Consider the following 26,067-nt stretch of genomic DNA (forward strand, 5'->3'; position numbering starts at 1 on the left):
ATTTGGCGAGAAGGTGAGAGAATCGAACTCCCCAAAAAGTAGTCAACTACCCTTTCATCTGATTTGAAGTCAGTGGCCATCACCAGATAAGCTAACCTTCCAAAAATGATATTATATCTTAATATTTTTAATTGAAACAAAAATTAAACATATGAAATTATAAGCGTGTAAAAATACTTTGAAATATTATATTTTTTAGTTATAATGTTTGTTTTTCAGTGTCAAGTTTTGACAATTACAATTTTTGGATATATCAATGCATTCTTTCAAACAATCTTTTTTTATAAATTTTTGGGATAATTCCAAAGGCATGATTATACTTGGAATTTTAAGTGCTATTTATTTTGGAATTTTTGGTAGTGTTTGGGCTGTTACAGGTGAAATGACACGCTGGGGTGGAGAAATTTTAGAATTTTTTAGTATGGATTTAAGCTCCTACACTTACTACCAAAAGCAAAATTTAAGTGGCAGTCCCTTAACAAGAATTGATGGTATCATGCTCATAGGTATGTTTATAGGATGCTTAGTAGCTGCATTTTTAGCAAATAAATTTAAATGGCGTTTGCCTGCTAGCAAAATTCGAATTTTTCAAGCTATTATAGGAGGAATTTTATCAGGCTTTGGTGCAAGACTTGCTTTTGGTTGTAATTTAGCAAATTTCTTTACAGGTTTACCTTATTTTTCTTTACATACTTGGGTTTTTACTTTATTTATGATTTTAGGAATTTATCTAGGTGTTAAGGTTTGCAATCTTGCCTTATTTAAGCCAAAAGCAAGATTACAACGCGTTTGCAAAGAAAATCAAAAATTAAAAACACAAAATAAAATTTCAAAAATATATTTTTACATAGGACTTGGTATATTTATAATTTTTATAACTTATGTTGTATTTATACTACAAAAACAAAATATTGATATTAAAAACAAAGAAAGCTTTTTTCCTTTAGCGTTAATATTTGGTTTTGTTTTTGGTTTTATCATTTCTAGGGCTCAAATTTGCTTCACTTCTTGCTTTAGAGATTTATTTTTATTTGGTAGAGACAATGCTATAAAAGGCGCTTTAATAGGTATGATCATAGCTTGTTTAATAGCTTTTGCTTTTATATTACAAGGGCATACTAGTAAAGTAATAGAAATATCACCAAACCTTGCTATAGGTGCTTTTTTATTTGGATTTGGAATAGTTTTTGCCGGAGGATGCGAGTGTGGTTGGATGTATAGAGCTTGCGAGGGACAAAGTCATTTTATTATAGTGGGTATTGCCAATATCATCGGTACTATGATCTTAGCTTTAAATTATGATCATTTCCCAAAAATACTAACAAATGGTATAAAAATTCATCTTTTAAGTGATTTTGGTTATTTTAATGGCTTATTAATCAATTTAGCTTTGTTTGCTATTTTATTTTTGTTTGTTTTAAAATTTAAAAGATTATTCTTCCAACACAACAAAGGAAAATTATGATTATTCATTATAGTTTAAATTTAGAAGGTGAGGCATGCCCATATCCTGCTATAGCTACCATTGATGCATTAAAAGAATTAAAATCAGGTGAGGTCTTAGAAATTTTATGTGATTGCCCACAAAGTATTAATTCTATACCTCAAGATGCGAAAAATCGCGGATTTGAAATTTTAGAGATAGATCAAGATGGACCAACGCTTAGATTTTTAATTCAAAAACCTTAAAAATTAGATTTGAGTATTTACTCAAATCTTTATATTTATACGATATTTTTCTATTAAATTTTCATCCAATATCACTCCTATACCCACAGCATCATTGACTTCAACTATACCATCTTTGCAAGGGATTAAATTTTTCACCAAATGAGTAAAAAGCACACTTGTTGATTGAGAATACTCTATCAAATTACAATATTTAGTACTTGCTAGAAACTGCACCGTAGCAGCAAGTAAAATTCCTGTAGAAAAACCATGCGGGACTAAATCACAACCATATTTTAAAGATATTTTTTCAATTTCTAACATAGTGTCAAAACCACCGCATCTAGTAATATCAGGTTGCACAATAGAAACTTTTGACTTTTTAATAAAATTTTCAAATTCATTTAGCGTGTAAAAACTCTCTCCACCCGTAATCTTACAAGGTAAGTGTTCGCTAAGTCTTGCATAATCATAAAAATTATTTGCACTAACTGGTTCTTCTATCCACTCTAAGTTATATTCTTCAATTTCCAAAAATCTTTCTCTTGCATAAGAAAAATTTTTCCAAAGCCCTACTAAGTCAATACTAAGTTTAATATCATCACCCACTGCACCTCTAATATTCTTGATAATCTCTTTATCAGATAATGCATTATTACCAAAGCCTGCACCACCAAATTTTAATAGTTTAAAACCTTCTTCTTTTAAGTATTTTACTCTAGAAATATTTTCTTCCATATTTTTACTCGGAATAAAAGTAGCGTATGCATTTAAAAAGTCTTTTCTTTTTCCACCAAGTATAGTAGCTACACTTACACCATAAATTTTTCCAAGTAAATCATATAAAGCAATATTTATTGCACTTAAAGCACAAATTAATGCTCCGCTAAGTCCATAATACGCACTTCCCTCAATCAAATCATCCATAATCTTCTTAATATTTCTTGGATCTTGTCCTATTAAAATTTCACTTAAATTTCTACAAGATCCATGAGTACTAGGCTGCTCAAACATTATCTTTAAAACTGCTGCAGCACTATCACTTTCCCCTATTCCATAAAGATTATTATCTGTATAAATTCTTAATATAAAGGCATCTTCACCCCACTCACAAGACTCATCAAAAGTTTTTGTCCTTAACCATATAGGTTCAACCTTTGTAATTTTCATTATCCATCCTTTTTATCCATTTAATAAGCCCATAAAAGCTAATAGCAAGTATTACCAAAAAAGGAGCAGCACTCAAAACAACTGCAACTTTTAAGGTATTTAAATCTGCATTTATATAAAGCATTGCTAAAGGAATTAATCCAAGCATAATACACCAAAAAACTTTTAAATATTTACTAGGATTTTCACTATCTATTTTTGTGCTTACACAAGAAATAGTAAATGCAGTAGCATCCATATGAGAAGCCAAAAATACCATCATAAGCAGGAAATAAAAAAGAGCAAAAATAGTACCAAATGGTAGTGTTTTTATCAATGCTACCACTCCAGCTTCTCCAGCATTTGAACTAATAAAATTTGGAACATCTAAGATTCCACTTTGAAAAATATCTATTGCATATGAACTCAAAACTCCAAAGAAAAACCAAGTCCCAATACATCCACCTACAATAAGACCAAAAATTACTTGACGAATGGTCCTTCCTTTAGAAATTTTTGTCACAAAAATACTAACAGCAGGAGTGTAAGTAATCCAATAAAGCCAATAAAAAACTGTCCAATCAGAATTAAAGCTACTTACACCAGCAATATCATTATATAAGCTCATTGAAACATAATTACTAAAAAATACCCCTATACTATTTATTATATTATTTAATATAAATACACTATCTCCTAAAATAAATACCAATATTGCAAACACAAAACACAAGATACAAGATATTTTAGCAAGTTTTGCCATACCACTTGATAATCCAACAAAACTAGAAAAGGTAAAAACAGCTGTAACAATAGCTAAAAGAATAAATTTTAAATAAAAACCATCATTAATATCAAAAATTCCAGAAAGTCCAGCACTAATTGTAATTATAGAAAGGGTTGTAGTAAGTACAAGTCCACCAAAAGTACTAAATAAAAACACAACATCGATGATTTTATCAAGCACTATATTTTGATTAATATGCAAGATATTTGCTATTAAACTTGAAATTTTTAAATTTTTATTTTTAAAAATATAAAAATGAAAACACATTGCAATAGAACTTAAAGCATATACAGCCCAAGGCGTAATACCCCAATGCAAATACACAAAAGAAGTTGCACTTCTTAAAGCTTCTGTAGATTTTGGAGTAATATTTAATCCAGGTGCTAAATAATAATATGCCCATTCCATAAATGCCCAATACATAGTAGCAGATCCAAGTCCTGCACAAATAAACATAAAAATCCAAGCAGTATTTGAATAAGGATTTATCCCATCGCCTAATTTAATATTACCTATTTTAGAAAAAGCCAAGTAGAAAATAAAAACTACACAAATAAACTCAAAAAGTTGAACAAATGAGCCAAACATATGTGTAAGCTTACTAAAAAGAAAATTTGCTACTTCTAAAGCTTTACTAGGATTTATAAGTAAAATTACAATCACCATAAAAACCGCCAAAATAGATGTCACTATCAAAAATAAATCATAAGTTTTTTGATTATTTTTTTGCATAAATCTCCTTTTTGTTTCAAGTAGTAAATATATAGTATTTTCTTATTTTAAAATAAAACTTAAAGAAACTTTTATCATAAATGCATTAAAAGCTATACCTTAGTATTTTCAAATATTTTTTACTATAATAAAAAATTATTTAATCAATAAATTATTGCTACTAAAATACACAAATAAATAATGTTATTTCTCAAAATACAAAAATATTTAAAAAAATATCTTACATTGAAATTAAACACAAAAAAGGAGGAATACATGTGGCAAGGGAGAAATGATGGTGATGAAATTATCCATAAACGATTATTTAAATGTTTAAATCACTCTTCAAATAATAAATTATTAGGCTTTTGTTCATCATTGGGTGTGCAGAGAAATAATGGTAGAATTGGAAGTGAATTAGCACCAAAAATTATAAGAAAGAATATGGCAAATTTTGCTATACATGATGATTTTGATTTTGATGATTTAGGAGATATTGAAAATTTTGATACCCTAGAATTAGGCGATGAACTACTTTATCACAAGTGCTTAGAAATTTTACATAATAATCATTATGGTGTAATTTTAGGAGGTGGACACGAAACATCTTTAGCTTGTATTAAAGCGCTTTTAGATTGCAAAAAAAGTGTAGGAGTTATAAATTTTGATGCACATTTTGATGTAAGAATTCAGGAATTACATACTTCTGGAAATTCTTTTTACAAAGCTTATGAATATGCAAAAGAAAATAATTATAATTTTTCTTATCTTTGCTTGGGTGCAAGTAAATTATCTAACACAAAAGCACTTTTTCAAACTATGGATAATATGAAAGCAAGTTATGTTTTAGATACTGAATTTGAAAAATGTATAGAAGTCATTAAAAACTTCTTAAAACAAAATGAAGTTGTTTATTTAAGTATTGATATGGATGTATTTTCACAAAGCATAGCTCCTGCTGTAAGCGCCCCTGCTGTTTTTGGTATCAATTTAAAAGAAATTTTAACTCCGATAAAAATTATTTTTGAAAGCAAAAAAGTTGCTTTAGCAGATATTTGTGAATTTAATCCTAAATTTGATATAGACAATCACACTGCAAAAATCGCTGCTTATCTAGCATATTTTTTATTAAGTAAAGGAATGATATGAAATTTGATAGTTTAAGTGTATTGGCTATTAGTATCGGGGTTTTATTGTTTGGTATGTTTTTGAAAAAACGTTTTTTAATCTTAGAAAAATTTTGCATTCCCGCACCAGTTATAGGTGGATTTTTAATCAGTATAATCATTTGGATTTTAAGTTTTATTGAGATTAAAGTTGATTTTGATACAAGTTTACAAACTCCTTTAATGGTAGCTTTTTTTACCGTAATAGGATTAAGTGGAAGTTTTAAACTCTTAAAAGTAGGAGGAAAAGTACTTTTAATCTATCTAGGTTGTTGCTGGTTTATGGCTTTAATGCAAAATTTTATCGGCATTTCCATGATGAGTTTATTCGATTTAAATAAACTATATGGAATTTTATGTGGTGCTGTTTCTTTGGAAGGAGGACATGGAAATGCTATAGCTTTTGGAGGTATGGTTGAAGAATTAAGTGGCTTAAATAACGCTAAAGTTTTAGCAGTGGCAGCGGCAACCTTTGGACTGATTTCAGGGTCTTTGCTCGGAGGTCCTGTAGCAAAATATCTTATAAATAAACACAAATTAAAAATCACAACTAATCAAGATATTAAAGATATAGATCCTCTAAAGCATGAAATTCACAATGCAAATTATAAAGATTTTTTAAAATCTTTATTTTTAATATTATGTATTATGTGTATTGGACTTTTTTTAAGTTCCAAATTTACACAATATAGCGGCTATTCTTTGCCTAGTTATGTTGGTGCTATGCTTGTTGCTATTGTTGTAAGAAATATTAATGATTCTTTTAATATTTTCAAGCTAAATCAATATACAATAGATACTATAAGTGAATTAAGCCTTGGTATTTTTTTAACTATGGCTATGATAAATTTAAAAATAAACGAACTAAGTGCTGTTGCTACACCTCTTTTTATTACTTTGATTGTGCAAGTTTTAGCTTTACTATTCTTTACAATTTTTATAGTTTTTAGATTATGCGGAAAAAATTATGATAGTGCGATTATGTGTGCCGGACTTATGGGACATGGTCTAGGTGCAACACCAAATGCAGTAGCAAATATGAATGCAGTTTGTTCTAGATATAATTTAACTTCAAGACAAGCTTTTTTAATAGTACCTTTATGCGGTGCTGTTTTAATTGATATTGTTGCAATACCTTTAAATACTTATTTGATTAATATTTTTTCATAGTTACTCTCGCATATTGCGAGAGTATTAGAGATGTTTTAGCATTGTTTCATAAGCTGCTTTAGTTCCTGGGCGAACTTTAGTTACCATGCTCACTAAAATAATCACAACAGAAGCAGCTAAAAATCCTGGAATGATTTCATAAATAGGAAAATCAAGCCGCTCTGCTAAGAAATTTTTATATGCTACAACCACAACTGCACCAGTAATCATACCTGCAATAGCAGCATATCTAGTCATTTTTGACCAAAATAATGAAAAGAGCATTACAGAACCAAAGCTTGCTCCAAATCCTGCCCAAGCATAAGCTACTATACTTAATACACTTGAATTTTTATCAGTAGAAATAATAAAAGCTATCACAGCCACTGCTAAAACACCAAATCTACCCAAAGTCATCACTGTTTTATTGGACGCTTCTTTGTTAAAAATTCTTTTATAAAAATCTTCTGCTATAGTTGAACTTGAAACAAGTAATTGCGAACTTGCTGTGCTCATAATGGCTGCCAAAATAGCACTTAATAAAACACCTGCTATCCAAGGATTGAAAAGCAATTGCGACATTACGATAAAAATCTTTTCAGGATCTTGCAAACTAAGCTCAAATTTACTCACATAAGCTATACCTAAAATACCTATCAAACAAGCTCCAATTAAAGATATAACCATCCAAGAAATTCCTACAAAAGTAGCAGTTGGAATATCTTTAGTTGATCTTATAGACATAAAACGCACCAAAATATGTGGCTGACCAAAATACCCAAGCCCCCAAGAAAGCGCTGAAACTATACCCAAAAAGCTTAATCCTTCCCCCATAGAAAAAGTATTTGGCTTAATTTCTTTGACTATATTAACAGCTTCACTAAAGCCACCCAAATGATAAATCATCACTATAGGTACGATAATCAAGGCACTCATCATTAATAAACCCTGAATCAAATCCGTCCAACAAACTGCCTTATATCCACCCAAAAATGTATAAGCAACTATAATCACAGTTCCTGTAGTAAGTGCATAATCATATTGGATTCCAAAAGTTGCTTCAAAAAGCTTTGCTCCACCTACAAGTCCTGAAGAAACATAAAAAGTAAAGAATATCAAAATAACAATAGCACAAACTATTCTTAATATATGCTTATCATCATCAAATCTTGTTTCAAAATAATCTGGAATTGTAATAGAATTTGCAATCACACTAGTATAAATTCTAAGTCTTTTTGCTACAAAAGCCCAGTTTAAAAATGCTCCTATACTAAGACCTATTGCAATATAGCTTTCAGCTAAACCACTTACATATAAAGCTCCCGGTAAACCCATTAAAAGCCAACCACTCATATCAGAAGCTCCAGCACTAAGTGCTGAAACTACTGGCCCCATAGAACGACCACCTAAAAAATAATCCTCTGAGTTTTTATTTTGTTTATAAAAATAAAATCCAATAAAAAGCATTAATGCTGAATATGCGACAAACATTATCGCAATTTGAGTATTAATGTGTACAACCTCCATTTTTTCTCCTTTTTATTTTAAAGCACGAATGCCTAAATTTCCATAACGGTGGAAAGATATACTTAAAGCTTTTTCATTATGATATAAAAGCAACTCAAAACGTCCGTTCATTAAAGGCTTAGCATTGGCAATGATTTTTGCGCAACTTGCTGCTTTTATGAAAATTTCATCATTAATATTTAATGGAGCAAAATAACGAATTCTTTCATAATCAGCTATTTTGCTAATGAAATTTTCTTTACTTTCTTTAAGGAATAAAGTTTTTGAACTAATTTTTTGATTAATCTTTTGCACAAGATCTATTTTCTCATGCTCATCATAACTTAAAATAAGATCAATATTTAGCACACTGGCTGCTAAAATAACCCCTAAAATATCTTTTAAATTATCATCTTTATGTACTCTATAAGCGATATTTTTAACCTTTGTATAAGAGAAAATATTATCCTCGCCTCTTATATTGACATAATCTTTTGCACTTGCAAATTCATGTTTTGCATGATAAGCATAGCTTCTTGCCATAGCTTTAATGACTTCAAAATCAGCTTTATCTTTTTCATTTAAATCCAAGCTTAAAGCATTTAAATTTGATACTAACTCATTATCTAAAACATTTTGATCAGCTTGACTTTGCTCTATATCTAAAAATTGAGTGATGTAATTATAAATTCCAACTTTTCTACCAAAACCAATGGCTGATTTTTTAATACCACCAAAAGGTTGTCTAAGAACTATAGCTCCTGTTGTTGGTTTATTGATGTAAATATTTCCTGCCTCTATGTGAGTGTGAAAATACTCCCATTCTCTCTCATCTAAACTTTCAAATCCTGCTGTAAGTCCATAACCTGTAGAATTTACTATATCAATAGCTTCTTTTAAATCTTTTGCTTTCATTACAGTTAAAATTGGCGCAAAGAGTTCATTCATGTGCGTAAAATCACCTTTTTTAGTACCATATTTAATCCCTGGAGTTAAAAGATAAGGATTATCATCTACAAATTTAGGTTTTAAAACCCAACTTTCATATGGAGCTAGCTCATCTAATGCTTTTTGCAGTTTTACATCTGGTTTATCTGCTAAAGCTCCAAGTTTATTTTTAAATACAAATGGATTTCCAACCGCCATAGAACTAGCAGCATCCACCAAAGTCTTTTTAAATTCCTCATCTTCATAAACTTCTTCTTCCAAAACAAGCAAAGAAGTAGCAGAGCATTTTTGACCTGAATTTGAAAATGCTGAATGAATGATATTTTTAATCGCACTATCACGATCGGCAAATTTAGAAACAATAGTTGCATTTTTACCGCCTGTTTCAGCACTTAAAAGTAAGGTTGGATTAGCTTTGAGCATTGCATAAGCAGTTTCTTCTCCACCAGTTAATACTGAAAATTTCACACTTTGATCAACAAGCAAGTATTTTGATATATCACTACCTTTAGCAGGTAAGAAAATCAAAGCATCTTTAGGAATTCCTGCATCCCAAAAGCATTTACAAAGCATATAACCTGTTAACATCGATAAAGATGATGGTTTATATATCACTTTATTTCCTGCAGCCAAAGGTGCTGCTATGGTTCCTACTGAAATACCTACTGGGAAATTCCATGGTGCAATTACCACACCTATGCCTTTTGCTTTAAAAGTAGTATTTGGATTTTGCTCTTTTAGTTTTTCCAAAGAATGTGGATAAAATTCTAAAAAGTCTATAGCCTCACTAACTTCAGGATCAATCTCTAAGAAAGTTTTTCCTACCTCTAAAGCTGCTATACCTATTAAATCTCCTCTACGATCTCTAACAAGTTGAGCAGTTTTTGCTAAAATCTTATAAATTTCATCATGACTTAAATCGCTAAAATTTGAGCTCTTAGCTACATCTAAAGCATATTTAATCTCTTTTTGGCCTGCTAAATGTGCTTTACCTATAGTGCGATTTTTGATTTTATCTTTAACTTCTATTACTTGTAAATTTTCATTTTTAATTTCTTCTTTTGCAACCGGATACACATCATAATTTTCTAAATTTTCATATTTAGTTCTTATATTTTTAGCCCATTCTCTATTTGCTTTTAAGATAAAATCTGTATCAGGTTCGTTTTTAAATTCTTTACTCTCATAAGAACTAATAGCCTTTATCTCATTATTTCTATCTTGAGTTCTATGAGTAGAATTATCCAAACTAGCAACGCCTTCTAAAGATTTTATAAATAATTCTTTTTGCATTTGCCAATTTTTATCATTGATTTTAAGGTTGAAAAAATATCTCATGAAATTATCTTCACTAGTATTTTCATCAAGTCTTCTTACTAAGTAAGCAATGGCATTATTAAAATGCGCTTCATCACACACCGGTGCATAAAGTATAAGATCATGCATTTTAGAAAGCTCATAAGAGCATTGCAAACTCATACCTTCAAGCATTTCAAAAGTAAAAGATGATAAAGCTCCTGCTTGTGAAATTCTAGTATAAGCATAAGCAATTTCAAATAAATTGTGACTCGCAATACCTACATTAATATATTTATAATTATCACCCTCTAAGACAAAATCAAGCATTTTCTTATAATTACTATCTGTGTCAATTTTTTTATAAAAAGTAGGTAGAGCCCAACCTCTTTGCGAAGCTATAGTTTCTTCACTTTCCATATTCGCTCCTTTAACAAAGCGAATTTTTATAGACTTCATACCTTTTAAAACTCTTTCTTTTGAAAAAGCAAAAAGTTTTTTCAAATATTCATAAGAATCAGGAAGATAAGCTTGTAAAACGATACCTGCTTTAATATTATACTTTGCAATACTTTCCATAAAAGCTTCAACGGTTAATTCTAAATCTCTAAATTCTTCCATGTCAAGATTGATAAATTTAGACACACCTTGCTTTTTTTCTTCTTCTAAAGCAAGAGCATATAATTTATCCAATCTTTTTACCACTTCATCTTTAGAGTATTCAAAATCAATGATATTAATTTGAGAAAAAATGGTAGTGATTTTAATTGAAATATAAGTAATATAGCTTGTTTTTAATGCTTCTTCATATTTTTTTACTCTATAAGCACTCTCAGCCTCACCCAAAACCTCTTCACCAATTAAATTTACATTTAAGGTAATTTTATCTTCATCTTTTCTTTTACGCATATGAGGCTCTAAAACACTAGGGTTTGCATCTAAAACCATAGCTTTAGTATCTTCTCTTAAATGCTTAATGAAAAATGGCACACTAAGAGTTGGTGCAAATTTTCCAAAATTTAAAAATGAAAAAAGCAAAAATTTTTCAAAAGCACTGAAAAAATCTGCTATACCATATTTGTTTAAAGTATGCTCTATAAGCTCAAAACTCGCACTTTTATCTTTACATCTAAAAGAGCGATCTAAAAGTTCAATCAACATCACTTTATTTTTAGGATTGTTTAAAAGTTTTTGCATTTTGGCGTGAAATTCTTTTTCACTTTGAGAGATATTACTTTCTATTTTTCTTTGTAATTCTTCAGCTAATTGCAAAGCTTTTTGTATCATTTCTTCCTCCGTTTAGTAATTAATATCTTTTATGATACAAAAATAGCCACAAAAATCAACATATATTTATTTATAATTTATTTTTTTATGTAAAAAAGTAACAAATATAAACATATATTTTTAATTGTAAATAAAATATTAGCGTAATAATAAATAATTATGAGTATTTCTTACACATCTAGCAATAATCTTTGCCTCTATATTGTAATCTTTCAAAATTTTCAAAGCCTCATTTGCATCTTTTTCACTCATTGCAGCTAAAAGTCCCCCTGAAGTTTGAGGATCAAAATACACTATATCTTCATCTTTTTCATTTAAATTATCAACCCAAATTTTTAGGCTATCTTTATTTTTATAAGCTCCTGCTGGGATTATCCCCATATTAGCCATTGGCAAAACTCCATCCATTAAAGGAATTTCATTTTTATACACTTCTATCATAATCTCTTCATTTAACATTTCTTTTAAATGCCCCAAAAGGCCAAAACCAGTAACATCACTTAAAGCACTAAGACTTTTAAACCCCTTTAAAATACGACTTGCGTAAAGATTTAAAAAACTCATTTGCTCTATTGCCTTTAAAATCTTTGCTTTTTCTAGCAAACCAGCCTTGATAGCAGTGCTAATAATGCCACTACCTATAGGCTTAGTAAGTAAAATAACATCACCATCTTTTGCACTATTATTAGCTATAAATTTCTTAGGATGAACTACACCTGTCACACTAAGACCAAAAATAAATTCATCATTTTCTATAGTATGGCCACCTACTAGCACAGCACCAGCTTCTTCAACCTTAGCTCTAGCACCTTCTAAAACTTCAAGTAAAATTTCATTGTTAAAATGACAAGTATCAAAGCCTACAATATTTAAGGCATTAATCACCTCAGCACCCATAGCAAATACATCACTTAAAGCATTGGCAGCAGCTATAACACCAAAATGATACGCACTATCAACCACAGGTGTGATAAAATCAAGTGTTTGCACTAAAGCTAAATCTTCATTTAGCTTATAAACACTTGCATCTTCGTTATTATCAATACCACTTAAAATGTTTTCATGCGGTTTTAAAATGCCAAGAATTTTGTCAAGACCCACCGAGTCTAGTTTGGCAGCTCAACCCGCAGCTTTTACATATTGAGTTAGTTTTTGGTCTTTATATATCATAAAGAAATAATCTTTGCCTTTCCAAAAAGTTCATTTAAAATTTCATAAGCATTACCTATTTTGCCTATTTTAAGCTCTTTAGTTTTACCAAAAAATTCCAAACATGCCCCACAACTATAAATTTCAACCCCTAAATTTTCAAGCTCTTTCATAGCTTCAAAAGCCATATGAGAACAATCAGTATTCATTAAAACACTATCATTAACGCAAAGGATTTTTACAGGTTTATTAGGTAAATCTTTTAAGGTTTTTAAAAAACCTAGCATTAGATTTTTCCCAAGCTCCCCTTCACCTACTTTATCGCTTTTTAAAAACAACACATTATATTCTTGTAAATTTTGTTCTTGAATTTGAACTATATCACCATCTTTTATAATGCTAATAATACTTTCATCATTTACATCTTTCACACTAAAGTTCAAATTTAAAGATTTTAAAAACCTCATTACATTTTCTTTAGAAGCTTGAGAATTTAAAAGAATTTCTAAATTTTCATTTTCTTTTAACTCTTCTAAAGCCTTTTTTGTCTCTATCACAGGACGCGGACAAGCTAAATCTCTACAATCAATTTTCATTTTTTACCTTTTTTACTTAATGATATATTTTTATAACTTGTATTCAAATTAAGTTTTATCTTTTTCTTGATTTTTCTTGAAAAATAATTCTTTAAAGCGCTTATTAGTGTATTCTTCTACATCTTGTTGTAAAATTTTAAAATTTTGAATTAGCTCATAAGCTCTAGGAGTAAGCTTACTACCTGATTGACTTCCCCTTCCTTTTTTAGCAATGAGCAATTCTTCTTTCATATTTTTTTCTAAATCCTGTATATAAAGCCAAGCTTTTTTATAATTAATCCCTAGTTGTTTAGCCGCTTGGGAAATACTTCCGCATTCTCCAACTAATTCTAAAATATCTGTTTTCCCTTTACCAAAAAGTAATTCTCCATCAGGATTTTCTACCCAAATTTTGCTTTTTATATGAAATTTCTTACCTTTTTTTTCTTCAAAACAACCAAGTTCGCAGTATTTAACATCAATTTTATAAGTTTTAAGTGTAGCTCTCATATCAGCCATATTAAAGTTTTTAGCACATTCTAAAGCATCTTTACATGATATGCGACGCTTAGAATCTAGTTTTGTTTCTAATTTTTCTAAAATTTCACTTTTTGCTATATTTTTATTTAACTTTCCAAATTGACCTAACTCGCAATCTGAAATTTTTACGCCTAATTCTTTTATACTAGCTTGAAAATCTTCTTTGGAGTATTGTTTTAAAAGCTCTAGTGCTTTTTTACAAGTAAGTTTATTATTTTCATCAAGATTTTTTTGAATTTGCAAATTTAATTCTTCCATGAATTAACCTTGGATTATAAGTAGTAAAAAAGGGTGCCTGTAAACACCCTTTGGGTTATTTTGCATCAAGTCCTAAATTTTGGCCCTTAAGCAAAACTCTTTTTCTGTACATTGCACTAACTTCAGCTGCATCACCAACCAAAAGTGCATTTGTAGAACAAACCGCAGCACACATAGGCACTTTACCTTCTGCGATACGATTTTGTCCATAAAGTTCTCTTTCTTCATGAGAGTTAGTAGGTTCAGGACCACCTGCACACATAGTACATTTATCCATTTGACCTTTAATACCAAAAGCACCATCTCTTGGAAATTGTGGAGCACCAAAAGGACATGCATAAAGACAATACCCACAACCTATACAAGTTTTTTTATCATGTAAAACAATACCATCAGCTCTAATATAAAAGCATTTTACAGGACAAACTTGCTCACATGGAGCATCTGTGCAGTGTTGGCAGGCAAGAGTTGTTGAAAACTCTTTTCCTTCTATGCCTTCATTTAGAGTGATTACCTTTCTTCTATTAATCCCCACTGGTACTTCGTGCGCACTTGAACAAGCCACTTGACAAGCAAAGCAAGAAATACAGCGATTATTATCTACATAAAATTTCATTCTAGCCATAACTTACCCCTTAAGCCTTTTCAAGTCTGCAAAGTCCTGCATTAAATTCAGAAATTTGCGTATTTATATCAAAACCATAGTTAGTAACCGTGTTAGAACTTTCACCTATAGTATAAGGTCTAGTGCCTTCAGGATAATTATAACTTAAATCCACTCCTTGCATAATACCCGCAAAGTTATAAGGCAAGCAAATTCTATCCGGTGTAACAGAATGATTATGCACACATTTTACTTTAATCTTAGTACCTTGCGGTGAATGAATCCACATCATATCTCCATCATTTATACCATATTTTAAGGCAAGTTCAGGGTGAACATTAGCAAACATTTCAGGTGTGATTGCAGCAAGATATTTACTAGTTCTCTCAAGCATACCTGCACCACTTAAATTTACTAAACGCATACTTGAAATGATAGTTGGAAACTCTTTGCTCCAATCTTTCTTTTGTTGCTCGCTGATAAATTTACTCTCAACTCTGAAGTTTTTCTCTTGATCGCCCCAAGTAGGATATTTTTTAACCAAATCCCAACGAGGTGAGTGGATAGGCTCTCTATGTAGTGGAATAGGATCTGCAAATTCCCAAACTTTCATTCTAGCTCTTGCATTACCTAAACAGCAAGCACTCTTTTCTCTACATTTTTCTAAAATAATACCTGAAATATCTGTACTCCAGCTAGCGCCCATTAATTCTTTTTCGCTATCACTTAGTTTGATATTAAATACTTTTTCAATATTTGCCTTAGTGATTTGTGGGTAACCACCTTTAACTTTACATCCTTTTGGAGTAAAGGCATCATCTGCTAATTGAGAATGTCCTTCATGCTCTAAACCAAAGCGGTTTCTAAAGCCCATACCGCCTTCTTCATAAGGCACATCAGTATTCCATAATATAGAAGTTCCTGGATGTTGTTCATCCCAACAAGGCCAAGGTAAGCCATAGTATTCGCCTTTAACTTCACCACCAAGACCTCTTTGAGTATCAGGATCAAAATGTTCCCAATTTTGTTGGTGTTTTCTTAAGCGTTCAGCTGAAATACCTCTTAAGCCTATACTTAAAAGACCATTACTCATTTCTCTTGTAGCATCATCAGGCCATATAAAATTATCATCATTATCATCTCTTGTTTGTACAAGCTTATGATCTTTCAATTCCATTTTCATACCGCGAGTGTATTCTTTATAAAAACCGAATTTTTTAGCAAAAGCAAACATAATCTCTTGATCTTCTTTGCTTTCATAAATTGGTTTTACTACTTGAGAACGCCATTGCATAGCACGATTAGTCGCAGTGACATAACCTTCTGTTTCAAATTGAGTACAAGCAGGGATAATATAAATACCATCAGAACGATCTGCTAAAACTGCTACTTCATTTACAAAAGGTTCAGCGATTACAATCATATCAAGTTTTTTAAGCGCTTCTTGAATTTTTACCGTATGCGCCATAGAAGTAATACCCGTTCCTTGCACCCAAAGCACACGGATAGGTGAGTTAGAATAAGTTTTTTCTTCATGTAAAACGCCTTGCCACCATTTTGCTAGTGAAAAACCTTTTTCATGCATCCATTCTTTAGAATAAAATCTTGAATTTAAATATTCTCTATCTACATTCCAAAAATTAGCAAAATGATTCCACGCATTATCATCAAGCCCATAATAAGCTGGTAAAGTATCAGCCAAACAGCCCATATCAGTAGCACCTTGAACATTATCATGACCTCTAATGATGTTTGTTCCTGCACCTGGTTTGCCTATATTACCAAGAACGAGTTGTAAGATAGCTAGAATTCTTGTGTTGGAGCTACCTACCGAGTGTTGAGTAATACCTAAAGCCCAAAATAGCGTAGCAGGTTTGATTGTAGCTAGCATTCTTGTAATTTTTTCAAGTTGAGCAGCTGGAACGCCTGTTACATCTTCTACAACTTCAGGAGTCCATTTAGCAGCCTCTGCTTTTATTTCTTCAACACCATAAGTTCTAGTTTTGATTAATTCTTTATCTTCCCAACCGTTTTTGAAGATCAAATGAAGCATACCATAAACTAAAGCTATATCTGTGCCTGGACGAATTCTTACATATTCATCAGCATGTACTGCAGTTTTTGTAAATACAGGATCTACAACTACCAATTTAGCATTATTACGATCTTTTGCTTGTAATAAATGTTTAAATCCGATAGGATTTGCCACAGCAGTATTTGCACCAAAAATAATCATCATTTTTGAGTGTTTAGTCACATCACCAAAATGATTTGTCATAGCGCCATAACCCCATGTATTCGCCACACCGGCGACTGTTGCGCTGTGTCAAATTCTAGCAACGTGGTCTATATTGTTAGTACCCCAAAATGCTGCAAATTTTCTAAAATAATAAGCTTGTTGGTTATTAAATTTAGCCGAACCTAAAAACATAACACTATCAGGTCCATTTTCTTTACGGATTTCAAGCATTTTATCGCCAATTTCATTGATAGCTTGCTCCCAAGTTAAACGCACCCATTTGCCATTTTCTTTTTTCATAGGATATTTAATACGCTGTTTTGATTTAGTAAGATCGATTTGATCTATCCCTTTACAGCAGTGTGATCCTTGAGAAATAGGATGTTCTATAGCGTTTTCTTGACGCACCCAAACTCCATCTTGTACTTCTGCTTTAATTCCACAGCCTGCACTACAGATACTACAGATTGTTCTAACAATCTTAGAATCTGGATAAGGATTTGCTACTTCTTGTTCACTTGCAGCTCTAATAGCTTTGTTTTCACTACCAAAAGCCGCACTTCCAAGACCAGCAATACCAGCAAGCTTAAGAAAATTTCTTCTTGCTAATGCCATCTTCTTCCTTTCTTAATTAATAAGCTATTTTGTAGTATTTTTCCCAATGCATAGTTTTTTTATAAAGCACTTCTTTTTTAGTACTTTTTCCTAAAATTACGGTATTTTGCTCTTGGTAATCATCTTTAGCTAAAGCATTCACACTTGCCCCAGCTACTACCCCTAAAGCACCAATTTTCAAAGATTTTTTTAAAAAATCCCTTCTTTGATTGGCCTCCATGTTCTCTCCTTTGAAATAAAAGTAAAGAATAACTATAAATACTTATTTTCAAAGTATTTATACACTTAACAAGATAAATTTTGCATATTTTCACTTAAGATTTTATTTAATTTCTATTTTCATAAAAAGATGATTTTGATAATATGTATTTTGGTAACAAAATACATATTAATTTTTATAATTTACTAAGTTCTTCTATATTTGTTTTGCTAAATTTAGTAGGAAGTCTTGGCTCATAAGGAAGTCTTTGTAAAGCCTCATCTGCTACACTTTTACCTTCTTTTTTTATAGGTGCTTGTACTTCCAAATAAGCTCTTTCATTTGCAAAAAAGACTTTCATAATATTGGCAATAGCAATGTAAAAATTTGAGTTTTTGTGGATTTGTAATTTTTCTATAAACTCATCTATTATAGGGTTTATCACAAAACGAAATAATTGCTGTGCAACTTTTAAATCATACTCAATAATACTTGCCATAAAAGCAAACAAAAAGCCAAATTCATCTTCACTTTGCCTGCAATCTTCTTTTTTTCTAAATTTGGTTTTTCTAATGATTTCACAGGCTTGAAGCTTCATTTTGCCATCATCCCTACCCTCATCATAAAAAGAAGCACTAATAGGCACATTCACATAAGAAAAATCAAAAAACACTCCATTTTGTTCTTCTTTAAAACTTGCAAAATCACATACACTAAGTTTTTCAAAATCAAATTTTAAACTATCATCTAAAGGACTTTGAGCTAAAACTAAAACTTGCTCATGCCAAATTTTAAACTCATTTTCATCGATAAAATTAAAAGCTTTTGAAAAAAATTCATAAAAATATTTACGCGAAAGATCAATATCTTGTATCATTAATTTTCCTTGTTATTTTTATTTGATTATAACAAGGAAAATTTAAAAAAATCAAGTGAGATTTTAAAATTTTGTTTTAGAATCGTAAGTAAACGATGGATTGATTTGTTTTTTATCGCTTAGTTCTTTATACCAATAAGAATGTAAAATATAAACTTCCTCTTCTTCTTTATAACCACTAATCATAGAGTGGATACTTCCTTTAATAGCAAATACGGCCATATAAATATGAATAGCAAAAAATACCGCACATAAAATACCCAAAATATTATGGATGATAGCTGAAGCTCTTAAAATATCTATATGAGAAATGCCAAAAATAGATTGCAAAGAAGTAGAATTAAAATCAAGGAAAAACATAAACGCACCAGTGATTATCATCAAAAAGCCACCAAAAACAGCTATATAATACCAAGATTTTTGACCAAAGTTAAACTTACCCGCAGGCACAGGTTTTTTCTCTTTGCTTAAATATCCACCTACTATCATCATCCATCTTAAATCATAACTTGCAGGAAGCATTCTTTTAATCCAACACAAAAGCATAGGAATGATGGAAATGATAAATAAAATAGTAGCAATACCATGTAAGTTTTTACACATTCTTACAAAAAATCCACCGCCAAAATACGATCCAAAAATCATAATAAGTCCGGTTGGTACAAGGATAATCCAAGAGATTGCTGCTACAAAATGAAACAATCTTTCAAATACTGAAAAAGCGTAAATTTTCTTACCATCATGAGAAAATTTCTTTGGACCTATGACCATATAATGCAAAGCAAAAGCTGAAATTACGACTATAAGTATAATCAAAACAGCACTTGCAATATACTCACCTTGCAGTTTAGTCCACAAAGCACCAAAATTTTGATAACTTTCTATATTCATCACTCTTTGCACATCCCAAATTTGAGTATTTTTAACTTCAAAATTTTCTTGAGCAAATAGAAAGTTAAAACAGGCTAAAAGAGCTAGTATAACTCTATGCATAAATTACTCCTAAACATTACACGCTAGAAAAAGCTTAGCATTGTAGTTTTGTTAATTTTCAGTTTCCATTTTTATTTTAAAAAAAGTTTTATTTAAAAAACATAAATTTGCAAAAAACTACAAAAAAACTCAATTTTTAGTTTCTTTTTGAATAATTTTCATAACAAAACTCTCTTATCATAGATAAATTTTCATTCTTATCTAAGAACATTAAATTTGGAAGTCTTACTCCATTAAAAGTAGTGTTTTTAACTATGGAATAATGAATTTGATCTAAAAATACTATTTTTTGTCCTATTTTTAACTCTTGATTAAAAGCATACTCACCCATGATATCCCCTGCTAAGCAAGTATTGCCACCAAGTAAATAAGCAAATTCATTTTCTTTTAACTCGCTATATTTTTCCCCATCACGACTTGATAAAATTCTAGCATTTAAAACCTCGCTTGTATAAGGCATAATGATAGTATCTGGCATATGAGCTTCGCTTGAAGTATCTAAAATAGCTATTTTTTTCTCATTTTCTACTATATCTATTACACTTGCAACTAAAGTCCCACACTGCCAACCCACAGCCTCACCTGGCTCAAGATACACTTGCACACCGTATTTATCGCTAAATTTTTTACAAAGATCAATTAGTTTTTGCGTGTCATAACCTTCTTTAGTAATATGATGACCTCCACCAAAATTAACCCATTTTATATTTTTAATAAATTTTGAAAATTTAGCCTCAAAAGCATTTAACACAAGCTCTAAAGAATGCGCACTTTCTTCACACAAAGCATGAAAATGAAGCCCACTTAAAGCACTTAAATCTTCATTTTCAAAATCAATCGCACGAATTCCTAATCTTGAAAATCTACCACAAGGATTATAAAGTTCTTTTGGAGCCACTGATAGCTCTGGATTACAACGCAAACCAAGAGACTTGTGGCTTGCTTTATCTTTAAATTTTTTAAACTGATTAAAAGAATTAAATACTATATGGTGTGAAAGATCTATGATTTCATCTATTTCATCATCTTTAAAAGCAGGTGAAAAAGTATGAATTTCTTTGTTCATATATTCTTTTGCAAATTTAGCTTCCCAAAGTCCACTGCAAGTACAACCTGATAGATACTCACCCACTATATCCATAGCACCTGAAAAAGCAAAACCCTTTAGAGCAAGCAAGACTTTTGCTCCACTTTGCTCACTCACTTTAGCCAAAAGCTCACAATTTTTTCTAAGCTTGTCTTCTTCTAAAATATAAGCAGGAGTTTGAAAGTCTTTATCTAAATGATTTTTAATTAGCATTATTTGTCCTTAATTTTTTGATTTAAAACCACTTGTATAACAAACCATATTAAAATTATATCTTGTTTTTATAATTTACAATCATTAATCAAACAATAGCTATAATCAAAATCCAAATCAAAATTAATTTAGGAGTAAAAATTTAATGGATAGAAGGTTATTTTTAAAATTTAATGCTTTAGGTTTAGCAAGTATTAGCAGCGCTTATGCAATGGGGGATCATTCTCATCATAATATGCACTCAAAACATACACAAAAAGATACAAAAGAAATCAATACTTCTTTTATAAAACTAGAAAATCCAAACATTAAATTATTAGATGAAAAAGACTTTCCTAGCGGACAAACATTAGCAAATTTAAAACTTCTAAAAAACACAAATACAAAGAAAAATTTCTTTAGATCAAGTATAGAAATCAAAGAAAGTCAAATAGAGCTTGTTAAAGGTAAAAAAACAAAATGCTTTACTTATAATGGCTCTATACCTGGACCTAAAATAGAAGTTTATGAAGGTGACACTGTAGAAATTTTGGTAAAAAATAGTTTAAAAGAACCAACTACAATCCACTGGCATGGACTTGACATACCACCTGAACAAGATGGCAACCCACACGATCCTATCATGCCTGGTAGAGAAAGAATTTATCGCTTTAAACTTGGAGAAAATTCAGCAGGAACCTACTGGTATCATCCACACCCACACTACACCACAGCAAAGCAAGTTTATAAAGGCTTAGCAGGGGTATTTGTAGTAAAAGCTAGAAAAGATACGCTGTCGCATTTACAAGAACAAGATTGGGTGATTAGTGATTTGCGTTTAGATGAAAACGCACAAATTCCTGATAATAATTTATTTGATTGGCTAAATGGTAGAGAAGGAAATTTAGTTCTTATCAATGGACAATTAAAACCAAAAATAACACTTGACAAAGCTCAAAGAATTCGTATTTATAATTTTTGTGCGGCAAGATATTTAAATTTACGCATTAAAGGTGCTAAATTTATTTTAGTAGGAACTGATGGAGGGCTTATAGAAAAAGGTGTTGAATTAGATGAATTATTTTTAAGTCCTGCTTCAAGAGTAGAAGTGCTAATCAAAGCAAGTAAGGGTGAATTTAAACTTGAAAGTACTTATTATGACCGCGATAAAATGCTTGTTAAAGAAGAACCTTACACTCTTATGTTGGCTGATCTTAAAGTAGAAAAAACTATAGAAAACATACCTGAAAAGCTACGAGAATTTTCACCTTTAAAAGAAGCTACAAGCTTTAAAGAAGTGATTATGAGCGAAGATCATATGCAAATGCATGGTATTAGTAAAAAAAGTGAAGAAGAAATCAAAAAAAGCCTTGCCTCTATGTTTTTAATCAATGGTAAAACATTTGATATGAATAGAACGGATTTAACCTCAAAATTAAATGAAGTAGAAGAATGGGTAATAAAAAACAAATCGCATATGGATCATCCTTTCCATATACATGGAACACAATTTGAACTCATATCTTCTAAATTTAAGGGTAAAATAACAAAAGCAAAATTCAGAGCATTGCAAGATACGATTAATGTAAGACCTGGAGAAGAATTAAGACTTAGAATGAGTCAAAAATTTACCGGTATTAGAATGTTTCACTGCCATATTTTAGAGCATGAAGATCTTGGAATGATGGGAATTTTAGAAATCAAAGAATAAAGGTAAAAAATGGTAAAAGTTGAATTTCTAGGGCCAATTAACAAAGAAAGCTTAGAACTAAATGTAAGTAATCTTAAAGAATTAAAAGCAATTTTAGGGCAAGATGAAAGCTTAAAAGAATGGCTTGAACTTTGTGCAGTTGCTTTAAATGATGAAATGGTTTTTGATGATGAAACTACCTTAAAAGATGGAGATAAAATTTGTTTATTACCACCGGTTTGTGGAGGATGAGTTATGTTTGAATTACATCAAGGAGCCTTAGAAATTCCTAGCATTTATGCTAGATGGTATGAATATGCTAAAGATAAAAACTGCGGAGCTTTAATCACATTTTGCGGTATAGTGAGGGCTGAAGATGAGATTGAGGCTTTAAGTTTTGATATATATGAGCCTTTATTAAAAACTTGGTTTGAAAAATGGTGCCAAAAACTTGTAAATGAAAATGTAAGCTTGATGTTTGCTCACTCTATCGGTAAAGTTAAGGTGCATGAGAGTTCTTATTTTGCTGGGGTTTTAAGCAAGCAAAGAAAATTAGGACTTAAGTTAATTAATGATTTTGTAGAAGATTTTAAAGCAAGTGCGCCTATATGGAAATATGATATCATTAATGGCGAAAAAATTTATGCCAAAGAACGCTCTTTGAAACTTCAAGGAGCAGGAATTTTAAGTACTAAGGACTAAAATGCTAACTTCTTATAGCCAAAGTTTAGACATACTTCATTCACACATACAAGCATATGAAAAGATAGAAAACATCGCTTTAACACAGTGCTTAGATAAAATTTTAGCCATAGATATCAAAGCTTCTACTAACAACCCTCAATTTCCTACTGCTTCTATGGATGGCTATGCGATTAAATTTAGCGAACAAGATGAGCCTTTGTCTATCATAGGCGAAGTACCTGCTGGAATTTTCCCAAGCTTTAAAATACAAAATAAAGAATGTGTTAAAACCTTTACAGGCTCTTTGATGAGTGAAGGTTGTGATACCTTAGTGCCTGTGGAAAAAGTTGAGGTTAAAAACGGTGTGGTTTATATAAAAGAAAAAGTTCCGCAAGGCTTTGCTGTGAGAAAGGTGGGCGAAAGCTACACCAAGGGCGAAATTTTACTCACTAAAGGCACAAAACTAGGTTATAGCGAGATAGCACTTTTAGCTGAGCTTGGATATTTTCACATTAGTGTTTTTGCTAAACCTATCATAGGTGTGCTAAGTAGTGGAAGTGAGATCAAAGACTTGGGCGAAAGCTTAGAGCACCCTGCACAAATTCGCTCATCAAACCATATAGCCATAGCTAATATGGCGAAAAAACTTGGTGCTGAAGCTAGAATTTTTCCACTTTTAAAAGATGATATGCAAAAAACCCCAAGTGTTTTAAAACAAGCACTTAATGCATGTGATATTTTAGTTACCACCGGTGGAGTTTCCATGGGGGATTTTGACTTTTTAAAACAAGCTGTTAAAGAGTATGAAGTCATCTTAGATAAAGTCAATGTAAAGCCTGGCAAACACATCAAAATAGCCAAATTTGAAGATAAATTCATCTTTGCCCTGCCGGGTTTTCCATACTCGGCTATGGTAATGTTTAATTTATATGTAAGAGAACTTTTAAATGCTTGGCTTTTACAAGAAAAAGACTATATATTTAAAGCATTTGCAAATACTGACTATAAGAAAAAAAGTTCGCATTTAGAATTTGTAGCTTGTAATATAGAATTTAAAGATGGAAAAATTTATGCCAATTTAAAAGGCAAAAAACAAGGTTCAAGTGCTATCATCAACAACCTTAACCACAAGGCTGCACTTATGATAGCAAATGATGATATAAAAGAAAATGATTTGGTTGATATAATTTTTATGCCTTAGGCATAATTTTTATCTTCAACCTACTCCAAGCAATAATAAAAAGAATGATGATATAGATATAGATAAAACCAACACTAGGATAAATAAATTTTTCTAGATCAAAAAACATCATAAAACCTTTTAAATAAACTTTTATAAAACTACTTAAATCAAAATTAAAAGTTACAAACATATTATTTTTGATAAACAAAAAATAGACATTATGGGTAAATAAATACATATAAAACACAAAAAAGATTTTCATTCCACTAATTTTGACTAGTTCTTTAAAAAAGAAAAATGCCGATATAGTATTTAAAATTGATACAATACCAAATAACTTTAACATCATTATTAACTCTATAAAATAACACAAATAAGAAATCATCCATAAAGTAAAAAACAATAATAATTTGTATGATTTTATCTTTTTGCAAAGCAGAATGATAGATACAAAAGAAAATATACAAAAAAAGCATCCTAAAATAATTAAAACTATTTCAAGAGGAAAAATTATACCAGATGAAAAATCATCAAGAACAAACATAATAAAAACCCAAAGATAGGTGATGAAAGGAAACACACAAGCAAGAATCATTGTAATTTTAATAAGCTTTAATCCTTGAGTCGTTGTTGCATAATTTTCTTTTATTTCTTCATCAAAACTTTCAAAATTTAGCCAAGCTAAAGCATGGTAAATAAATCCTGTAATTAAAAATGAAACTGCTATAAAAATTAAGATTGGAGCACCAATTAAAAATAAAGTATTACCTTTATTTGCTTGATTTGAAAGCACATCATATATATAAAAAAAAGAAATTTCAATATTTAAATGAAACAAAAATAAGCCTATATTTATACTTACAACAAGTATCAACAAACCTATAAAAAATAGATTAAAAGCTTTAATAAAATATTTTTGATGCGTTACTCTTGCAATTTCATAAAATATATTCTTAGTAAATTTATAAGATAATAAACAATTAATAATCATACATATTGCAATTATCGCTACTGTATGTTCAAAACTTATATAACCAGTTGGATGCAAAATCAAAACAGAAAATAAAAAGAAGGTTAAATTTATGAACATGGTAATAAAAAAATTACTTAATAATTCCTTAGCACCTGCGTGAACTTCGAGTTTATTTAAAACGATAATAAATAAAATAAAAGCCGTTATAGCAAATAATGGCATTATGGCCAACATGCTACAAATTAAACTCATAAGAGCAAGAATTTTAATATTTCTAGTAATTTTTTGTTGATTTTTCATAAATTCTCTTTCAAAAATAATTCAAATTTTTATATTATATAGATTATTTTAACCTAGTTTATCTTATAATTTTTAAAATACCTGTCAATAGCACTTTAGCTTTTTCTTGATTTTGTTTTAAATCATTTAAAATCTCTTCTACTTCACGAGTTATTATACTAGTCATTATCTAAAATATTATAGTTATTATCTGCGATATAAGCTTTTAATTCTTTTTCTAATATATCTTCAAGATCTATTTG

General features: G+C 30.3%; 22 protein-coding genes and 1 tRNA gene. 8 read left to right on the plus strand and 15 right to left on the minus strand.

Annotated elements, in window-relative coordinates:
* Nucleotides 1-3: 3 nt before the first annotated feature.
* Nucleotides 4-101: transfer RNA gene (locus L8X33_RS00355), tRNA-Sec, on the minus strand.
* A gap of 155 nt (nucleotides 102-256) precedes the next feature.
* Here L8X33_RS00355 and yedE point away from each other — a divergent pair.
* Nucleotides 257-1,465, plus strand: a complete 1,209-nt coding sequence (gene yedE / locus L8X33_RS00360) for a selenium metabolism membrane protein YedE/FdhT (protein WP_263669693.1) — start codon at nucleotides 257-259, stop codon at nucleotides 1,463-1,465.
* On the plus strand, nucleotides 1,462-1,689 hold the full coding sequence (yedF, locus tag L8X33_RS00365; RefSeq protein ID WP_133319404.1) for a sulfurtransferase-like selenium metabolism protein YedF: 228 nt from the start codon (nucleotides 1,462-1,464) through the stop codon (nucleotides 1,687-1,689). Before yedE ends, yedF (L8X33_RS00365) begins: the two co-directional genes overlap by 4 nt.
* A gap of 21 nt (nucleotides 1,690-1,710) precedes the next feature.
* Here the strand turns inward: yedF (L8X33_RS00365) and L8X33_RS00370 are convergent, their stop codons facing one another.
* Together L8X33_RS00370 and L8X33_RS00375 are read right to left on the minus strand one after the other, a co-directional pair.
* A complete protein-coding gene (locus tag L8X33_RS00370) occupies nucleotides 1,711-2,838 on the minus strand; it encodes a mandelate racemase/muconate lactonizing enzyme family protein (RefSeq protein WP_263662080.1) in 1,128 nt (375 codons plus the stop codon).
* The gene (locus L8X33_RS00375; RefSeq protein ID WP_263660528.1) at nucleotides 2,819-4,336 is read right to left on the minus strand and encodes a BCCT family transporter; all 1,518 of its coding nucleotides are present in this window, start codon (nucleotides 4,334-4,336) and stop codon (nucleotides 2,819-2,821) included. The genes L8X33_RS00370 and L8X33_RS00375 overlap by 20 nt, the downstream gene beginning before the upstream one ends.
* 255 nt (nucleotides 4,337-4,591) lie before the next feature.
* Between L8X33_RS00375 and L8X33_RS00380 the strand changes: the two genes are divergently transcribed.
* A complete protein-coding gene (locus L8X33_RS00380) occupies nucleotides 4,592-5,464 on the plus strand; it encodes a formimidoylglutamase (RefSeq protein ID WP_263669694.1) in 873 nt (290 codons plus the stop codon).
* Nucleotides 5,461-6,651: a sodium/glutamate symporter gene (gltS, locus tag L8X33_RS00385; RefSeq protein ID WP_263662081.1), complete on the plus strand. Its 1,191-nt coding sequence runs from the start codon at nucleotides 5,461-5,463 to the stop codon at nucleotides 6,649-6,651. The genes L8X33_RS00380 and gltS overlap by 4 nt, the downstream gene beginning before the upstream one ends.
* 24 nt (nucleotides 6,652-6,675) lie before the next feature.
* On the opposite strand, the gene putP is transcribed toward gltS, so the two are convergent.
* The 11 genes from putP to nspC all read right to left on the minus strand — a co-directional run bounded on the left by putP (nucleotide 6,676) and on the right by nspC (nucleotide 21,016).
* On the minus strand, nucleotides 6,676-8,157 hold the full coding sequence (putP, locus tag L8X33_RS00390) for a sodium/proline symporter PutP (RefSeq protein WP_263669695.1): 1,482 nt from the start codon (nucleotides 8,155-8,157) through the stop codon (nucleotides 6,676-6,678).
* Nucleotides 8,158-8,169: 12 nt separating this feature from the next.
* Entirely contained in the window at nucleotides 8,170-11,667 is a 3,498-nt protein-coding gene (locus L8X33_RS00395) for a bifunctional proline dehydrogenase/L-glutamate gamma-semialdehyde dehydrogenase (RefSeq protein ID WP_263669696.1), read from the minus strand.
* Between the two features lie 138 nt (nucleotides 11,668-11,805).
* Nucleotides 11,806-12,837 (minus strand): selenide, water dikinase SelD, encoded by a 1,032-nt coding sequence (gene selD, locus L8X33_RS00400; RefSeq protein WP_263669697.1) that lies wholly within the window; start codon nucleotides 12,835-12,837, stop codon nucleotides 11,806-11,808.
* The gene (yedF, locus tag L8X33_RS00405) at nucleotides 12,834-13,412 is read right to left on the minus strand and encodes a sulfurtransferase-like selenium metabolism protein YedF (protein WP_133319412.1); all 579 of its coding nucleotides are present in this window, start codon (nucleotides 13,410-13,412) and stop codon (nucleotides 12,834-12,836) included. Before yedF (L8X33_RS00405) ends, selD begins: the two co-directional genes overlap by 4 nt.
* A 48-nt stretch (nucleotides 13,413-13,460) precedes the next feature.
* On the minus strand, nucleotides 13,461-14,189 hold the full coding sequence (locus L8X33_RS00410) for a winged helix-turn-helix domain-containing protein (protein WP_263666267.1): 729 nt from the start codon (nucleotides 14,187-14,189) through the stop codon (nucleotides 13,461-13,463).
* 55 nt (nucleotides 14,190-14,244) lie between these two features.
* On the minus strand, nucleotides 14,245-14,814 hold the full coding sequence (fdh3B, locus tag L8X33_RS00415) for a formate dehydrogenase FDH3 subunit beta (RefSeq protein ID WP_133319414.1): 570 nt from the start codon (nucleotides 14,812-14,814) through the stop codon (nucleotides 14,245-14,247).
* 10 nt (nucleotides 14,815-14,824) lie between these two features.
* The gene (locus L8X33_RS00420; RefSeq protein ID WP_133319415.1) at nucleotides 14,825-17,647 is read right to left on the minus strand and encodes a formate dehydrogenase subunit alpha; all 2,823 of its coding nucleotides are present in this window, start codon (nucleotides 17,645-17,647) and stop codon (nucleotides 14,825-14,827) included.
* A 16-nt stretch (nucleotides 17,648-17,663) separates the two neighbouring features.
* A complete protein-coding gene (locus L8X33_RS00425; RefSeq protein ID WP_263669698.1) occupies nucleotides 17,664-17,867 on the minus strand; it encodes a twin-arginine translocation signal domain-containing protein in 204 nt (67 codons plus the stop codon).
* Between the two features lie 175 nt (nucleotides 17,868-18,042).
* Nucleotides 18,043-18,723, minus strand: coding sequence for a molecular chaperone (locus L8X33_RS00430; protein WP_263666268.1), 681 nt, complete (start codon nucleotides 18,721-18,723; stop codon nucleotides 18,043-18,045).
* 63 nt (nucleotides 18,724-18,786) lie between these two features.
* Complete coding sequence (locus L8X33_RS00435; RefSeq protein ID WP_039627999.1) at nucleotides 18,787-19,716, minus strand: formate dehydrogenase subunit gamma; 930 nt, start codon at nucleotides 19,714-19,716, stop codon at nucleotides 18,787-18,789.
* 136 nt (nucleotides 19,717-19,852) lie between these two features.
* A complete protein-coding gene (gene nspC, locus L8X33_RS00440; protein ID WP_263669699.1) occupies nucleotides 19,853-21,016 on the minus strand; it encodes a carboxynorspermidine decarboxylase in 1,164 nt (387 codons plus the stop codon).
* A 145-nt stretch (nucleotides 21,017-21,161) separates the two neighbouring features.
* On the opposite strand from nspC, the gene L8X33_RS00445 reads away from it, so the two are divergent.
* The 4 genes from L8X33_RS00445 to L8X33_RS00460 are packed head-to-tail and all read left to right on the plus strand — an operon-like array spanning nucleotide 21,162 to nucleotide 24,570.
* Nucleotides 21,162-22,706, plus strand: a complete 1,545-nt coding sequence (locus L8X33_RS00445) for a multicopper oxidase family protein (protein ID WP_263669700.1) — start codon at nucleotides 21,162-21,164, stop codon at nucleotides 22,704-22,706.
* Between the two features lie 9 nt (nucleotides 22,707-22,715).
* Nucleotides 22,716-22,937 (plus strand): molybdopterin synthase, small subunit, encoded by a 222-nt coding sequence (locus L8X33_RS00450; protein ID WP_039617593.1) that lies wholly within the window; start codon nucleotides 22,716-22,718, stop codon nucleotides 22,935-22,937.
* 3 nt (nucleotides 22,938-22,940) lie between these two features.
* Entirely contained in the window at nucleotides 22,941-23,387 is a 447-nt protein-coding gene (locus L8X33_RS00455) for a molybdopterin synthase catalytic subunit (protein ID WP_263660539.1), read from the plus strand.
* Between the two features lies 1 nt (nucleotide 23,388).
* Nucleotides 23,389-24,570: a molybdopterin molybdotransferase MoeA gene (locus L8X33_RS00460; RefSeq protein WP_263669701.1), complete on the plus strand. Its 1,182-nt coding sequence runs from the start codon at nucleotides 23,389-23,391 to the stop codon at nucleotides 24,568-24,570.
* Here L8X33_RS00460 and L8X33_RS00465 read toward each other — a convergent pair.
* Nucleotides 24,560-25,825 carry a hypothetical protein gene (locus L8X33_RS00465; RefSeq protein WP_263666273.1) on the minus strand — a complete coding sequence of 422 codons (1,266 nt, stop codon included), beginning with the start codon at nucleotides 25,823-25,825 and terminating at the stop codon, nucleotides 24,560-24,562. The genes L8X33_RS00460 and L8X33_RS00465 overlap by 11 nt on opposite strands.
* Between the last annotated feature and the right edge of the window lie 242 nt (nucleotides 25,826-26,067).

The sequence above is a fragment of the Campylobacter sp. CNRCH_2014_2849 genome (assembly GCF_025772845.1).
GTDB lineage: Bacteria > Campylobacterota > Campylobacteria > Campylobacterales > Campylobacteraceae > Campylobacter_D > Campylobacter_D lari_D.